Source organism: Actinomadura formosensis (assembly GCF_050948385.1).
In the GTDB taxonomy this organism is placed as follows: domain Bacteria; phylum Actinomycetota; class Actinomycetes; order Streptosporangiales; family Streptosporangiaceae; genus Spirillospora; species Spirillospora formosensis.
On sequence record NZ_CP192011.1, the window covers coordinates 3,394,166 to 3,407,934 of the forward strand.

The window sequence follows — 13,769 nt, forward strand, 5'->3', positions numbered from 1 at the left end:
CCCGGCGGGGCCCTACTCGAACAGGTCGGGCTGCTCCCGGGTGATCTGGTCGTAGAGGGGCTGGTAGTTGATCCAGCCGACCAGGTCGTTGCCGATCTGCTCGTGCGTCAGGACGGCGTTGTCATGCTCGATCGGCACGACCTGCCCGGCGGCCTGGGCGAGAAGCTGCACCTGGCACGACCGCTCCATCGTGATGAACCACCAGGCGGCGGCGTCCACGGTGTCGCCGACGGTGAGCAGCCCGTGGTTGCGCAGGATGACGGCCTTGTGGCCGCCGAGGGCGGCGGCGATGCGCTTGCCCTCCTCCAGGTCGGTGACGACGCCGGTGTAGTCGTCGAACAGGCCGTGGTCCTGGTAGAACGCGCACACGTCCTGCGTGATCGGCTCCAGCCGCCGGCCGAGCGCGGAGAGCGCCCGCCCATAGGTCGAGTGGCTGTGCGCGGCGGCGACCACGTCCGGGCGCGCCTGGTGCACCTGGGAGTGGATCGCGAACGCCGCCTCGTTGACCGGGTACCGGCCCTCCACGACCTTGCCCTCGTGGTTCACCAGGATCAGGTCGCTGACCCTGATGTGCTTGAACGACAGGCCGAACGGGTTCACCCAGAAGTGGTCCGTGCGCTCGGGGTCGCGGGCGGTGATGTGACCCGCCACGCCCTCCTCGAAACCGAACTTGCCGAAGATGCGCAGCGCGGCGGCCAGGCGCTCCTTGCGGTGCCGGCGCTCGTCCGCCACGTCGTCGAAGGAGGGGGGCAGCCGGAAGATCAGGTCGGTCGGCAGCTTCTCCAGGAACTCGTCCTCGTCGGACATCGGCGCACTCCTCGGCTCGGCTGCCCCCACCGAACACCATCGCCGAGAGAGCCGGCTAGACCGGGACCGCCCAACCGTTCCGCACCCGGTTGTCCGGACGGGACAACGAGACGCCAGAATGCCGGGATGGAGATCGGTACGGGCGACCGGTTCCTGCGGCTGCTGATCGAGTACGGCCGCGACCCGGCGCTGCTGGAGGCGACCGTCCGCGCCGCGCGGGGAAGGTCGGAGCTGGTGGCGGCGCTGCCCGAGGAGGAGACCCGCCGGCACGTCCGGGCCCTCGTGGACGGGGTGCTCGCCGCGCTGGAGGACGGCGAGCCCGGCGAGGAGGCCCTCGCGGCGGCGGAACGGCTCGGCTCGGACCGGGCGCGGCAGGGCGTCCCGGTCGCGGCGTTCCTGGACGGCTTCCAGGCGGGCCGCACCCATCTGGTCCGGACGCTCGTCGCCGCCGGCCGCCGGCTGGGCGTCCCGGACGCCGCGCTGCTGGACGGCGTGACCCGCATCGACGAGATCACCGCCGCGCTCGTCCACCGGATGGTGCACGCGCACCGGGTCACCGAACTGGAGATGGCGCGCACCGCGCGGGAGGCCCGCGTCCAGATGCTCCGGCGGCTGCTGCACGGCGAGCCCGTCCCGGTGCTCGCGCCGCTCGACCCGGCGGGCGCCTACCACTGCGTGGTGTCCGACGTCAGCGACCCGGAGGCGGCGGCGCGGCTGGAGACCGGGCTGACCGCCGCCGGGCCGGGCCTGTGCGGGCTGGTGGACGGCCGGTTCACCGCGCTCGTCGCCCGGCTGCCCGACCCGGCGCCGCCCGGCCCGCTGCTGGTGGCCGCGCCGCCCGCCCGTCCCGCCGAGGTCGCGCCGATGTACCGGCTCGGGCGCCGGGCGCTGCTGGCCGGCGCCGGTGCCGGGCTCACCGGGATGCGGGAACTGGCCGACCTGGCGCTGCTCACCGTCACCGCGGCCGAGCCGGAGCTGGGCGGTCTCCTCGCCGCCGCGCTGCTGCCCGGGCTCGACCCGGACGAGCCGTTCCACGTCGAGCTGGCGGAGACCGCGCTGGCCTACCTCGACCACGGCGGCCGGATCGAGCCGGCCGCCGCCGCGCTCCACGTCCACGGCAACACCGTCAAGTACCGGATCAGGCGGCTGCGGGAGCTGACCGGACGCCCGCTGCCCGATCCGGCGGCCGGCGCGGCGGTGTCCAGGACCGCGAACTGGTGGTGGGCCCTGCACCACTGGCTCGCGCGGACCACGTCATGATGGGGTGATGAGAACGGAGAAGCGGGAGACGGCACCGAGGATCGGCACCGTGCTGTGGCCCATGCGGTCATGGCCGGAGGCGGGGGAACTGTGGCGGCGCGCCGAGGAACTGGGGTTCCGGCACGCCTGGGTCTACGACCACATCGCCTGGCGGGGCACGACCCCCTGGTACGACGCGTACACGACCCTGGCCGCGGCCGCCGCGGTCACCTCCCGCGTCCGCATCGGCACGCTGGTGACCTCGCCGAACTTCCGCCATCCCGTCCCCACCGCGCACGCGATCAAGACGATCGACCATGTGAGCGGCGGGCGCCTGTCGGTCGGCATCGGGTCGGGCGGCACCCGCCGCGCCTCCGACGCCGGCGTCCTCGGCGGGCCGGAGTGGACGCCGGACGAGCGCGCCGCCCGCTTCGCCGAATGGGCGGAACTGCTCGACCGCCTGCTGACCGGGCCCGAGACGTCCTTCGAGGGGACCTACTACAGCGCGCGGGAGGTCGTCGGGGAGCCCGGCTGCGTCCAGCGTCCCCGCGTGCCGTTCGTCATCGCGGGGAACGGGCCGCGCGGCATGCGGGTCGCCGCCCGGCACGGCACCGGATGGGTGACCACCGGCCATGCCGAGGGCCGCGGGCCGCACGATGTCGTGCGGTCCCGGCTCGCCGCCCTCAGGGCCGCGTGCGAGGCGGAGGGCCGCGACCTCGACGACCTCGTCCTGCTGACGGGGTTCACCGGGGAGCCGTGGCTGGAGTCGCCCGGCGCGTTCGCCGACCTCGCCGGGCGCTACGCCGAGCTGGGCATCACCGAGATCGTGCTGCACTGGCCGCGTCCCGGCTCGCCGTTCGACGCCGACATGAAGGTCTTCGAGGCGATCGCCGCCGAGTACGGCGAGGTCCGCTGATGCCGTTCGTGCTGCTCGGGCTCGCGATCGCCTTCGAGGTGACGGCGACGCTGGCGATGCGCGCCTCCGACGGGTTCACCCGGCTGTGGCCGTCCCTGATCGTGGTGGCCGGGTACCTGATCTCGTTCGGGTTCATGGCGCGGGCGCTGACGTCGCTGAACGTGGGCCCGGTCTATGCGATCTGGTCGGCGCTCGGGACGGTCGGCGCGTTCGCCGGCGGCGTCCTGCTGTTCGACGAGCCGGTCAAGCCGATCACGATCGCCGGTGCGATGATCATCGTGATCGGGGTGATCGTGATGAACCTCGGCGGCGGTGTGCACCAGGGCTGACCCCGCGCGGTCGCCGGTCAGCGGGGTTCGGCGAGGGTCGTGGTGCGCTGCTGCTCCAGCTGCCCGCCGATCAGCTCGGTCGGCGTGCAGCCGGAGAGCGCCCGGAACTCGCGGTTGAGGTGGGCCTGGTCGTAGTAGCCGCAGGCGAGCGCGGCCTCGGTGAACCCGGTGCCGCCGGACAGCAGCTCGACGGCCCGCTGGAAGCGCAGCACCCGCGCCATGACCTTGGGCGGCAGGCCCGCCTGCTCGCGGAACCGGTTCGTCAGATGCTTGCGGCTCCAGCCGACGTCGGCGGCGAGGCCGGCGACCGTGACGGCGGGGTCGCCGTTCAGCAGCCGCCACGCCCGCGCGACCTCCCGGTCGGGGACGGGACCCGCGTCGAGGCGGCGCAGCAGGAAGCCGTCCAGGAGGTCGAACCGCGCGCCCCAGGACGGGGCGTCGGCGAGCCGCTCGACCAGCGTGCGCGCCTCCCGGCCGAGCAGGTCGGGCAGGTCGGCGGCGGCGTTGGTGAGCCGGGCCATCGGGACGCCGAGCAGCGTGTAGGCGCCGAGGGGGGTCACATCGAGCTGGATGCCGCGCTGCCCGCCGGGGCTGAGGTACATGCCGTGGCCGTCGTGCATCCCGGCCACGAACGACCCGTACTCGCGGTCGCGGACGCCGGGGTCGGGGACCTCCAGGTACAGCGGTGGCCCCAGATTGATGATCATGACCGTGGTGCGGGTGGGCAGCGTCCGCATCCGGGCCGGGAGGGCGGCCGTCTCCCAGTAGCCGTCGTAGGAGCGCAGGAACGGGCGCAGCGCGGGATGCGGGCGCCCTCGCGCCAGCCACCAGCCGCCTCGGTCGGTGATCGCGACCGGCCTTTCGCTCATGCCCCGGTCCTACCACGCGGCACCGACGGAACCGGATTATTCGTATACCTGGCCGCACACCGCGATGCGGGCCAGATCGCCCCAGGTCATCGTGGTGATCGTGCGGACGTAGGAGCGGGCCGGCGGCTCCCCGGGCGGGGCCGGCAGCGGCACGCGGGCGCCGTCGGCGGCGTCCCAGCCGCCGAGGCTGCCGGCGACCGCGCACTCCAGGTACGTCGCCGGGTCGAAGTTGTACCAGCGGGCGGGGGTGGCGCGGGCGCCCGAGCCGGGCGGGCGGGGCGCGTCCGCGCCGAACCGCGCCTGCGGGCCCGGGGGATGGACGAGGAAGTCCTCCAGGTCGGCGATCTGGGAGAGCAGGACCCGCTCCCAGTCGGCGTACCCGCCGGGCTCGTCGCCCGGCAGGGACAGGTCCTTGGTGCTCCACGCCGGGTCGAAACCGGCGGGCGGGACGGCGGAGGCCGCCGTGAACATCGCGGCCACGTCGTCCGGTTCCAGCCGCGTCTGGTCACTCAGCGGAGCGCTCACCTTCCACAGGGCCCGCAGGAACGCCGACAGCGACCAGGATGCCGCGCGGGCCTGCTGACCGAGGTGCAGGAACACCAGATACAGGTCGCGGTTGGTGCGGACGGCCGGGCCGGGCGGCCCCTCCACCCAGTACGTCTGCTTGTGCGGGACGCCGCTTTCCAGCACCATGACCTGTGCCGACGCGGAGATGCGCGAGTCATGGGCGGCCACATGGAAGGTGTTGCCGAGATCGTCCCGGCGCATGACGTCCCAGGTGTGCATGCGGCACCTCCACAGGTCGCGGCCCGGCCTTCACGGCCCCGCTCGGAAAGTGTCCCACCCCCGTGACCGGCCACCAGTAGTGGTCATGTCACTTTCCGGACTCGAAGTCGTGACTTTCCGCTCATCCGGGACGGAGCGGAGCCGGCACGGGCCCGGCGGCGACCGCCGGGCCCTGCGCGGGGGAGCGCTCAGTGCTTCGAGCGGTGGATCACCTGGAGTTCGGTGAACCCGTACAGGCCCCACGGCCCGTTCTCGACGCCCACGCCGCTCCACTTGAACCCGCCGAACGGCTGGTTCGGCGCGAGCGCCAGGTGCGTGTTGACCCAGGCGGTGCCGCACTCCAGCCGGCCGGCGACCTCGGCGGCCCGGTCGGCGTCGGTCCCCCACACCGAGCCGGACAGCCCGAAGTGGGTGCCGTTGGCGCGGGCGAGCGCGTCCTCGACGTCGGTGTACTTCACGATCGGCAGCGCGGGGCCGAACTGCTCCTCGTCCACGATCCGGGCGCCGTCGGCGACATCGGCGAGGATCGTGGGCTCGAAGAAGTAGCCGGGCCCCTCGATCGCCCTGCCGCCCGCCGCCGCGCGGGCACCGCCCGCGATCGCGTCGGCGACCAGTTCCGACACCCGCTCGTACTGCGGCCTGTTGTTGATCGGCCCGTACTGGACGCCCTCGTCCATGCCGTTGCCGACCTTGGCGGCCTTCGCCCGCTCGGCGAGGGCGTCCACGACGTCGTCGTAGAGCGCCTCCGGCACGTACACCCGCTTGATCGCCGAGCAGACCTGGCCGTTGTTCTGGAACGCGGCGCCGAACAGCTTGCCCGCGACCGCGGCCGGGTCGGCGTCGTCCAGCAGGATCGCCGGGTCGTTGCCGCCCAGTTCCAGCGTGACGCGCTTGAGGTCGGGCGCCGCCGCCGCGGCGACCCGCTTGCCGGTCGCGACGCTGCCGGTAAAGCTGATCTTGCGCGGGACGCCGTGCGCGGTCATCCAGGCGCCGAGCTCGTCGCCGCCGGTCACCACGTTGAGCACGCCGGGCGGCAGGACGTCCCGCAGCACCTCGCCGAGCTTCAGGCTGGACAGCGGGGTGTACGGGGACGGCTTGAGCACGACCGTGTTGCCCGCGAGCAGTGCCGGGGCGATCTTCCAGACGCCGAGCAGCAGCGGGTAGTTCCACGGGGTGATCGCGGCGACGACGCCCATCGGGCGGCGGACGACCTCGACCAGCGCGTTGGCGTCGTCCTGGATGACCTCGCGGGGCAGCTCCAGCTCGGCGAAGTACTTCAGCCAGACGCCGGCGCCGACGACCTCCATGGTCGCGTCGGCCAGCGGCTTGCCCTGCTCCAGCGTCAGGATGCGGCCGATCTCCTCCGCCCGGGCGAACATGATCTCGGCCGCCGCCAGCAGCGCTTTGCGGCGCACGGACTCCTCGTCCCGCCACCGCGGGTAGGCGGCCTGCGCCGCCGCCATCGCCGCGTCGAGCTGCTCCCGCGAGGCGTCGGGCGCCTGCTCGGCCACCTCACCGGTCGCCGGATCGATCACGCCGAAGGTGCCGGGCGCGTCCACGGCCGCACCGCCGATGGTCATGGAGAAGTTCTCGGACACCGTTGATCCTCCGCTCAGGGGGTTACCGAACGAGATTCAGTATTCCCGCTGCGTGCCCTCCTGGCGAGAGCCTGCCGGCCCCGCCCGGACGGACCGAAGGGCGCCTCCGCGGTTCGCGGGGGCGCCCAGTAGGCGGGGATGCGGTCCTCTCAGGAGGCGAAGACGCGGTCCAGGAGGTCGCGGTAACCGCGCAGCGCCTGGCGGAGCCGCTCGGTGTCGCCGTGCCCGCCGTCCTGCAGTTCCTCCGACAGGGTCCGCCGCCGCGCGGTGATCGCGCGCCCGAGGGACTCGACGGCGTCGGAGGCGAGTTCGTCCGCGCGGCGCACCGAGTCGCCCGGGTCGTCGACGAACGCGGACTGCACCTCGCGCCAGCGTTCCCGGAACCGCTCGGCCTCGGCCGGGTCGAACAGCGTGTCCGGGGTGGCGGGGGACGTGCGGGACGGGAAGCCGGCGCCGGTCGCGTCCCGCCCCTCGTCCGCCGCCGGCATCGGGTTCGCGGTCGGCATCGGGTCGGGGGCCGTGTCGGGGACGGGGTCCGGCGCGTCCGCCGCGGGGGATCCGGGCGCGGGTCCGGCGACGTACGTGTCACCGGGGACACCCGCCCCGGCGGGCCGGGCCCGCTCGTCGGTGACCGGCCCGGCGGCCGCGCCCGGCGGCCGGTCGTCGAGTCTCCTGTGTTCCATGGGGGTCAGCTCCTCGGGGTGTGGTCGTCGCGGCGTCCCGCCGTCGCCGCGGGGGCCTCGCCGGCGCGGGGCGCGGCGGCGGGCTCGCCGGCGTGCCGGCCGGTCCGCTCCGTGCCGGGCGCGCTCAGCAGTTCCTCGAACAGGGCGCGATAGTGCACCATGGCCTGCCGCAGGTCCTCGGTGGACGCCTGCTTCGACGCGGCCTTGCCGCTGATCGCGTGGGCGCGCCGGTAGTGGTCCATCGTGCGGCCGTGCTCCACCGACAGGTGGGCGACCTTGTCCTCGAACCCGTGCGTCGGGTAGCCGCGCTCGCCCATCACCACCGTGACGAGGCCGTCGGCCTGCTCGACCGCCGCCTCCGGGGCGTCGACGAAACGCTCCTGGACGCGGACCCACTGCTCGTGGTACTGCTCGCGCCGCCGCGGGTCGAGGTCCCGCAGCTTCAGCTCCTCGTGGCGCTCCTCGCGGGAGCGCAGCTCCCGTTCAGCGGCCGCGCGTCCGCCCTCCTGTTGCACGGCCCGGTCGTACTCGGGGCCGAACCGCCGCCTGAGCCGCTGCGTCCGGGCCCTGGACCGGGCCAGGAACACGGCCGCGACGATGACGGCGATGACGATGACGGCGATGACGACCCATATCGCGGTCGACATGGTTTCCTCCAACGTGCGTCGGATCGGTGAGACGGCGATGCCCGGTCAAAAGCGTTCAAAACGAACCACCATGAAACGGGCACCCGTCGATCCGGCGCCGGTGCGGAGGTCAGCCGCTCGGAGGGACGAGGCAAAGCAGCCGCCCGACCCGGCGGTCACCGCCGTATCCGGCGCCTTTGAGCAGGACCACCCCGTGCCTGTCGCGGCGCCACGCGCACGCCACGTCCACCCCGGTGCGCTGCAGGGCGGCCTTCACCGCGCCCGCGTCCGGCTTCTCGCCGTGGGGCGTGCGGACGGCCTCGGAGAGCACCTGCCGGTCGCGGATCATCTGGGCCGGGAGGGGCAGCAACTTCAGGTAGTGGCCGTTGGGGTTCACCGCCTGCGTCCGCGTGGTCAGCAGCGGCACGGCCCGCATGTAGCCGGTCGGCATCAGCACCAACGAGCCCGGGCCGGCGAGGTCCAGCACGTCCCGGCTCGTCCCGACGGCCACCGCCGACACCTTCCACGACGGACGGGAGGCGACGGTCGACCCGGCCGCTTTCGACCACACCGGGACCCCGCCCGCCACGAACGCCGTGACCAGGGCCGCGGCCGGGACGGCGGCCAGGGCGGCGGGCACCGGACCGCGCCGTGCCCCCAGCGGAATCCGGATCGCCGCCGCCAGCCCGATCAGGGCCGGCGCCGGAACCAGCCACATCGTCCGCCAGAGCACCTGGCCCGCGCCCGACGCGTGCGCGGCCGCCGTCAGCACGCCGGGCAGGATCAGCAGGGTCAGGGTCGCCGCGACGCCGGTGACGATCAGCGCGGGGACGCCCCGGCGGGCCGTCCAGGGCGCGAGCCACAGCGCGCATCCGGCGATCACGCCGAGCGTCGCCTGGAGCAGCACCCACCGCCAGCTTCCAGGCGCGTCGTGGACCGTCCCGACCACGCTCGTGTCCTCGTGGAGCAGCATGACCACGAGACCGGACGCGATCGGGTAGGCCATCGCCGCGCACGTCCCGGCAGCGGCCCGGACACGCCCGGCGGCGGCCAGCGCGACGGCCGCCGCGCCGGCCACCAGCGGCACCACGAACGCGGCGGACGAGGTGAGCCCGGCCGCGGCCACCCCGGCGGCGGCGAGCAGCGCGAGGTCCGCGCGGGTCCGCCGCTCGGCCCACCGGGTCAGGTAGACGAACAGCAGCGGCACCAGCACCGATGCCAGCACGGCCTTGCCCTGCCACATGCGCAGCAGATGGAAGGACCCGAGCGACGCCGCGCTCGCCCCCGTCCACAGCAGGTAGGCGGCCCCGACGGCGAAGCAGAGGGCGGCGCGGCGCGGTGCCCACGCCCGGACCAGCCGCCACAGCGCCCAGATCGCCAGGAAGGTGACCAGCGGCAGCAGCAGGTACCACACGAAGGACGCCGCGGGGATTCCGAGTACCCGGGCGACGGCCCCGGCGAGGACCTCGATGGAGGACACCGGCGGCTCACCCGCGATCGGGCCGGACGTCCCCGGGGTGAAGATGACGTCCTTCAACGGGATCTCGCCGGTCGCCGCGGTGGCCACCGAGCGCGACACGAAGTAGGCGTCGTCCCCGTCGGGGTTCACGATGAACAGCGAGGCGACGGCGAATCCCGCGCCGGTCAGCAGCGCCAGCGGCGTTCCCCAGCGCGTCTCGTCCCGGCCGGCGGCGGGCGCGGGGGCGCCGGGGCCGCCGTCCGGGGTCCCGGCGTGCGCCTCCGGCCGGCGGAGGAGCCAGGCGGCGGACGCGGCGATGCTCACGAGCCCCGGCGCCCACGCGCACCACCACGGGACGCCGGATTCGTGCAGGCCCGCGCACGTCCCGGCCGCGACGCCCGCCACCACCGCCACCACCGCCAGGGTGCGCGGGGGAGCCTTCGCCGCCGATCGCGGGCGGTCCGGGCGTAGCGGGCGGGCCCACCACCCGCGCCGGAACGCATACAGTGCGCCGAGCGCGCAGCCGCAGAGCAGCCACAGCACCAGCAGGGACCATGTGGGCGGATGGACGAGCAATCCGAGGTGATAGAGCAGGGTCCAGGCCGCGAACCCCAGCACGGCGCCGTCGGTGACGCCGTCCACCAGCCGTGTCGCCCGGGTCCCGCCCGCCTGCCCGGAGCCGCCCGCGACGGTGCCGCGGTTCAGCAGCTGAACCATCCGATCCCCTTTTGCGCATGCGCGTGCCCAAGGCCGATACGCCTGCCGGCGGGGGGACCGGGAGCGGCCGGGCACGAAGTCCCTTAACGATCTTGTGTAAGTGCGACGCCGCGCCCCTCTCCGAGGTTCACATACCATCGCCCCCGGACGCGGCCCGATGCGCCGAAGACGGTCATTGGTGCGGAATCACTGCGATGCAGCCGGTTCGCGTGCTGTCATTGGGGCGCCACCGGAATCGGCCACCGGAATCATGCGCGCCCGGTGGCGGCGCGTTCGAATGGATGTGGTGCGCGGTGCGTCATGCGTTCGGCTTCGTTCTCGGCGTCCTGCTGACGCCCGCGCTGGTCTACGGTTCCGCCTGGGGATACGTCCAGGCCGGCCAGTCCTTCGACGGCACCGGGCAGGCGATCACCGACCGCACCCGCATCTACGGCGCGTTCGCGCTGCTCGCCGCCGTCGGCCTGGTGATGGGCGTGATCATCGTCGCGCGGTGGGCCTCGCCGCTGGTCTCGCTCGTGCCCGCGTTCGCGCTGCTCGGCCTGTCCGCCTGGTTCCTGGCCGATCCCGGCCGCGCCCTCGACCTGCCCGGCCAGGTGCCGCCGGCCGGTGACCTGGACTCCGGGCTGCGGATGCTGCTCGGCTCCGGGGTGTACGCGATGATGGGGTTCGCGCTGCTGATGCCGGCGTGGGCGCCGCGCCGCTGGGGCTCCGGCCGCGACGAGGACGCCGCCGGCTTCGACTTCTAGCCCGCGATGGACCGCCCGTAGTCCACGATGGACCGCCCGCGCCAGGGGTTCCCCCGGAAACGCTGACGGGCCGGGCCCCCGCGCAAGGCCCGGCCCGCGTCTCAGCGGGGTTCGCTCAGGACTGCTTCGCCTTCACCGCGAACTCGGTCGTGTAGGTCTTCGACAGGTCGATCTCGTCCTTCTTCTCACCGACCTCCGGCGAGAACTGCGCCAGCACCTTCAGCACGTTCTCCGCCCCCTCCTGCTTCATGGCGCCGTCGCTGTTGAACATGCTGATCGAGTCGCCGATCGCCTTCTCGTACAGCTTGGGGTCGCCGCCCGCGTAGTCCGCCGGCATCTTCGCGGCGATCTCGGCGGGCTTGTGCTGCTTGATCCAGCCGAGCGTCTTCACGAACGCGTTGGCGAGCTTCTGGACGGTCTCGCCGTGCGACTTCACGTAGGCGCAGTCCATGTAGAGGGACGTGGACGGGTACAGCCCGCCGAGCGCCTTCCGGGTGCCCTCCTCGGTGCGCATCTCGACCAGGACCTTGGCCTTGTTGGTGCTGATCAGCTTGGCGATGGTCGGGTCGGTCGTCATGCCCGCGTCGATGCCGCCGTTGTCCATCGTGGAGATGAACGTCTGGCCGGCGCCCGCCTTGACCGTCGTGTACTCGGAGGTCTTGACCCCGTTCCGCACGGCGAGCGCGCGGGTGAGGAAGTCGGTGGAAGAGCCCGGGCTGGTGACGCCGAGCTTCTTGCCCTTGAAGTTGGCCGGGGACGTCAGCGTGGCCGCCTTCGAGGCGGAGACCATCTCGGCCTCGCCGGGGACGTCGGCCATCTGCACGACGCTCTCCACGCACTTGCCCTTGGTCTGCAGGTGGATGGCGTGGTCGTAGAAGCCGATGACGCCCTGCACGTCCCCGGCGATCAGCACGTTCTCGGCCTGCGCGCCGGCGGGCTCGGTGAGCAGCTGGACGTCCAGGCCCTGCTCCTTGAAGTAGCCGAGCTGCTCGGTCAGCTTGGCCGGCAGGTAGATGACCTTGTCGATTCCGCCCACCATGATCTTGACGGTGCCGCCGGACTTCTCCTCCCCGCCGGAGTCGCTGCCGCCGCCGCGGCAGGCCGACAGGGAGGACAGGGCGGTGAGGGCGGCGAGCGCGGCGGCGCTCACCCGGATGGGGGTCGTACGCATGAGAGTTCTCCTGGTCGGGGGGTGGGGGTGGTGCGGGGTCGGGTCGAGCGGGGCGGGGCCGAGCGGGGGGGTGAAGTCAAGCGATGGAGCGGGGTCAGATCTGGATATCGGTGCCGGCGACGGACGGGCGCCAGCGCAGCAGCCGGCCCTCCAGCAGCGTGAGCAGCCACTCGGCGAGCAGGGCCAGCACGGTGATGATGATCATCCCGGCGTAGATCCCGGCCGCGTCGAAGACGCCCTGAGAGTGGTTGATGAGCAGGCCGAGGCCCTTGTCGGCACCGGTGTACTCGCCGACGATCGCGCCGATGATAGCGAAACCGAATGCCGAGTGCAGGGAGGCGAGGATCCAGGACGTGGCGCTCGGCACCACGATCGTCCACAGCACCTGCATCCGGCCGGCGCCGAGGATCCGCGCGTTGTTCACCAGGTTCCGGTCGACCTCGCGGGCGCCCTGGAAGGCGTTGAAGAACACCGCGAAGAACACCAGCACGAAGGCCGTTGCGATCTTGGACTGCATGCCCAGGCCGAACCAGATGATGAACAGCGAGGCGAGGATGATGCGCGGGATCGCGTTGACGGCCTTGATGAACGGCGCGCACACGTCCGACAGGAACCGGCTGCGGCCGAGCACGATGCCGAGGACCACGCCGCCGGCGGCGCCGAGCGCGAAGCCCGCCACGGCCTCCTGCAGCGTGACGGAGATCTGCTCCCAGATCGAGCCCTGCGAGGTGCCGTCGGTGAACCAGCCGACGAGCCGTTCCCAGATCTTGGACGGCATCGAGTAGTAGAACGGGTCGATCCAGTGCCGGGCGGCCAGTTCCCATGAGCCGAGCCACACCGCGATGAGCACGATCCGGACGGCGTTGATGCCGAGGGCGCGGCGCAGCCCGGCGGTGCGCGCCCGCGCGATGGCCGCCGCCTCACCGTGGTCGCCGGACGCCTGCGGTGATGCCACGGCGTCCGCCGTCCGCTCGATGGTCGCGGCGCTCTTGGCCGTCTTCGCGTTACGCGGCATTTCCAGTCCCCCTTTCCCGGGTGATCTGAACCTCTTCGCGCAGCGAGTCCCACACCTCGCGGTAGATGTCGAGGAACTCGGGGGTGAGCCGGACCTCCTCGGCGTTTCGCGGCCGGTCGAGCGGCACCGTGAACGTGCTCTTGATGGTGGCGGGGCCCGCGGTCATCACGACGACCCGGTCGGCCAGGACGAGCGCCTCCTCCAGGTCGTGGGTGACGAACACGACGGCGGCCCCCGATCCCGACCACAGCCGCAGCAGCTCGTCCTGCATGAGGCCGCGGGTCTGGACGTCCAGCGCGGAGAACGGCTCGTCCATGAGCAGCACGGACGGCTCGTTCACGAGCGTCTGCGCGAGCGCGACGCGCTTGCGCATGCCGCCGGACAGCTGGTGCGGGTAGTAGCCCTCGAAGCCCGCGAGGCCGACGCGCGTGATCCAGTCGCGGGCGCGGTCGCGTGCCTCGCGCTTGGACGTGCCGCGGTAGCGGGGGCCGGCCGCGACGTTGTCCAGGACGGACCGCCACGGCAGGACGGCGTCGTTCTGGAACATGTAGCCGACGCCGTCCGGGATGCCCTCCACGGGCCGGCCGTGGACGAGGACGCGGCCATCGGACGCCGGCTCAAGGCCGGAGATCAGGGACAGGGTGGTCGACTTGCCACAGCCGGTGGGGCCGACGACGGCGACGAACTCGCCGGAGCCCACGCTCAGATGGACGTCCCGGATGGCCGTGTGTACGCCGCCCGAAGACCGGAAGCGCTTGGTGGCAGCGTAAAGCTCGATCACGGGTGAGCCGGGTGGCCGCTCAGTGCT

General features: G+C 73.1%; 14 protein-coding genes. 4 read left to right on the forward strand and 10 right to left on the reverse strand.

Going from position 1 to position 13,769, the window contains the following annotated elements; genetic code table 11:
• Positions 1 to 12 precede the first annotated feature (12 nt).
• The gene (locus ACQP1N_RS15945) at positions 13 to 807 is read right to left on the reverse strand and encodes a class II aldolase/adducin family protein (RefSeq protein ID WP_067803144.1); all 795 of its coding nucleotides are present in this window, start codon (positions 805 to 807) and stop codon (positions 13 to 15) included.
• A gap of 126 nt (positions 808 to 933) precedes the next feature.
• Here ACQP1N_RS15945 and ACQP1N_RS15950 point away from each other — a divergent pair, with 126 nt between their 5' ends.
• The 3 genes from ACQP1N_RS15950 to ACQP1N_RS15960 are packed head-to-tail and all read left to right on the forward strand — an operon-like array spanning position 934 to position 3,291.
• Positions 934 to 2,067: a helix-turn-helix domain-containing protein gene (locus tag ACQP1N_RS15950; RefSeq protein WP_433232191.1), complete on the forward strand. Its 1,134-nt coding sequence runs from the start codon at positions 934 to 936 to the stop codon at positions 2,065 to 2,067.
• Positions 2,068 to 2,074: 7 nt separating this feature from the next.
• Positions 2,075 to 2,962, forward strand: coding sequence for an LLM class flavin-dependent oxidoreductase (locus ACQP1N_RS15955; protein WP_067803137.1), 888 nt, complete (start codon positions 2,075 to 2,077; stop codon positions 2,960 to 2,962).
• The gene (locus ACQP1N_RS15960; protein ID WP_067803134.1) at positions 2,962 to 3,291 is read left to right on the forward strand and encodes a DMT family transporter; all 330 of its coding nucleotides are present in this window, start codon (positions 2,962 to 2,964) and stop codon (positions 3,289 to 3,291) included. The genes ACQP1N_RS15955 and ACQP1N_RS15960 overlap by 1 nt, the downstream gene beginning before the upstream one ends.
• Positions 3,292 to 3,308: 17 nt before the next feature.
• Here ACQP1N_RS15960 and ACQP1N_RS15965 read toward each other — a convergent pair whose 3' ends face one another.
• The 6 genes from ACQP1N_RS15965 to ACQP1N_RS15990 all read right to left on the reverse strand — a co-directional run bounded on the left by ACQP1N_RS15965 (position 3,309) and on the right by ACQP1N_RS15990 (position 10,029).
• Positions 3,309 to 4,160 (reverse strand): helix-turn-helix domain-containing protein, encoded by an 852-nt coding sequence (locus ACQP1N_RS15965; RefSeq protein WP_067803131.1) that lies wholly within the window; start codon positions 4,158 to 4,160, stop codon positions 3,309 to 3,311.
• 36 nt (positions 4,161 to 4,196) lie between these two features.
• Positions 4,197 to 4,946, reverse strand: coding sequence for a hypothetical protein (locus tag ACQP1N_RS15970; protein ID WP_067803128.1), 750 nt, complete (start codon positions 4,944 to 4,946; stop codon positions 4,197 to 4,199).
• A 188-nt stretch (positions 4,947 to 5,134) separates the two neighbouring features.
• Positions 5,135 to 6,544 carry an aldehyde dehydrogenase family protein gene (locus tag ACQP1N_RS15975; protein WP_433232195.1) on the reverse strand — a complete coding sequence of 470 codons (1,410 nt, stop codon included), beginning with the start codon at positions 6,542 to 6,544 and terminating at the stop codon, positions 5,135 to 5,137.
• A gap of 149 nt (positions 6,545 to 6,693) precedes the next feature.
• Positions 6,694 to 7,227 (reverse strand): hypothetical protein, encoded by a 534-nt coding sequence (locus ACQP1N_RS15980; RefSeq protein ID WP_433232197.1) that lies wholly within the window; start codon positions 7,225 to 7,227, stop codon positions 6,694 to 6,696.
• A gap of 5 nt (positions 7,228 to 7,232) precedes the next feature.
• The gene (locus ACQP1N_RS15985) at positions 7,233 to 7,874 is read right to left on the reverse strand and encodes a hypothetical protein (RefSeq protein WP_433232199.1); all 642 of its coding nucleotides are present in this window, start codon (positions 7,872 to 7,874) and stop codon (positions 7,233 to 7,235) included.
• Positions 7,875 to 7,983: 109 nt separating this feature from the next.
• On the reverse strand, positions 7,984 to 10,029 hold the full coding sequence (locus ACQP1N_RS15990; protein ID WP_433232202.1) for a DUF6077 domain-containing protein: 2,046 nt from the start codon (positions 10,027 to 10,029) through the stop codon (positions 7,984 to 7,986).
• A 293-nt stretch (positions 10,030 to 10,322) separates the two neighbouring features.
• Between ACQP1N_RS15990 and ACQP1N_RS15995 the strand changes: the two genes are divergently transcribed.
• On the forward strand, positions 10,323 to 10,775 hold the full coding sequence (locus tag ACQP1N_RS15995) for a hypothetical protein (RefSeq protein WP_433232205.1): 453 nt from the start codon (positions 10,323 to 10,325) through the stop codon (positions 10,773 to 10,775).
• 115 nt (positions 10,776 to 10,890) lie between these two features.
• Here ACQP1N_RS15995 and ACQP1N_RS16000 read toward each other — a convergent pair whose 3' ends face one another.
• The 3 genes from ACQP1N_RS16000 to ACQP1N_RS16010 form a co-directional block, all read right to left on the reverse strand.
• Positions 10,891 to 11,946 (reverse strand): ABC transporter substrate-binding protein, encoded by a 1,056-nt coding sequence (locus tag ACQP1N_RS16000; RefSeq protein ID WP_067803779.1) that lies wholly within the window; start codon positions 11,944 to 11,946, stop codon positions 10,891 to 10,893.
• 94 nt (positions 11,947 to 12,040) lie between these two features.
• Positions 12,041 to 12,961, reverse strand: coding sequence for an ABC transporter permease (locus ACQP1N_RS16005; protein WP_084263285.1), 921 nt, complete (start codon positions 12,959 to 12,961; stop codon positions 12,041 to 12,043).
• A complete protein-coding gene (locus ACQP1N_RS16010; protein WP_207394057.1) occupies positions 12,951 to 13,742 on the reverse strand; it encodes an ABC transporter ATP-binding protein in 792 nt (263 codons plus the stop codon). Before ACQP1N_RS16010 ends, ACQP1N_RS16005 begins: the two co-directional genes overlap by 11 nt.
• Positions 13,743 to 13,769 lie beyond the last annotated feature (27 nt).